This is a genomic window from Porphyromonas sp. CAG:1061, from assembly GCF_000435035.1.
Lineage (GTDB): Bacteria > Bacteroidota > Bacteroidia > Bacteroidales > Porphyromonadaceae > Porphyromonas_A > Porphyromonas_A somerae.
This window is the reverse complement of sequence record NZ_HF988883.1, coordinates 10929-11642: the sequence shown is the minus strand read 5'-3', so window position 1 is coordinate 11642 and position 714 is coordinate 10929. Positions and strand designations below refer to the sequence as shown.

The 714-nt window shown below is 43.1% G+C and carries 1 protein-coding gene; it reads right to left on the bottom strand.

Annotated features, from left to right (window positions below; all coding sequences use genetic code 11):
• Nucleotides 1-284: 284 nt before the first annotated feature.
• The gene (locus tag QVO39_RS02425) at nt 285-539 is read right to left on the bottom strand and encodes a hypothetical protein (RefSeq protein WP_021902867.1); all 255 of its coding nucleotides are present in this window, start codon (nt 537-539) and stop codon (nt 285-287) included.
• Between the last annotated feature and the right edge of the window lie 175 nt (nt 540-714).

Sequence of the window (714 nt, the reverse complement as noted above, 5' to 3'; positions counted from 1 at the left end):
GGCCTTGGTGCCCTGCGTGCACCTTGCCCTCACCCTCAGCGTCTTGCATCTCATCCTTCGTTTAAAGTCTCAGCACATTTGATTCAAATGTGCGAGAATGGCACTTCGTTCAACATTCTCCTAATGCGTACCTTCTGGTACGACAGGGCTATGGCATTTCTTGCAATATTCTTAATGCTGTAGTGCGTCTTCGTTCAACAGTCTCTAATAACTATTTCAACATAAAAAGGGCGACTCAGGTGGATACCTAGGTCGCCCTTTAAGTTTTTGGCTATTGATTGCTCTTATTCCTTCAGCTCAGCCAAGATCTCATTGGCTTTATCCCAAATAGTGAGGTCGTCAAGTACAACAATCCCTCCATCAGGACCTGGCTCAAGGTGTGCACCGGTAGGCTCCCCTTCGGAGAAGTTACTACCACCGAAGTAGTTGCGGACGGTCTCTTCCTCGATGCCTAATTCGTCGGCGATTCTAGCGATTGTTCCGTGAGGAAGACTGTTTTTGAAGGCTCTCAGCTCGTTAAATGAAAGTGTTTTAGTCATAATGTCTTTGGCTTTTTTGGTTTATCTATGATTCTATTAGTATTCGTAGTCACTGTTTCTTGATTACTTTGCTAACTTAGTCATTTTTTTTGATATAGCACTATTTTAGAGCAGTTATTTTTATGGTGTCAAGTGATAAGGGAAAAGAAATAGAGGCTACCCACTGTAGTGAGTA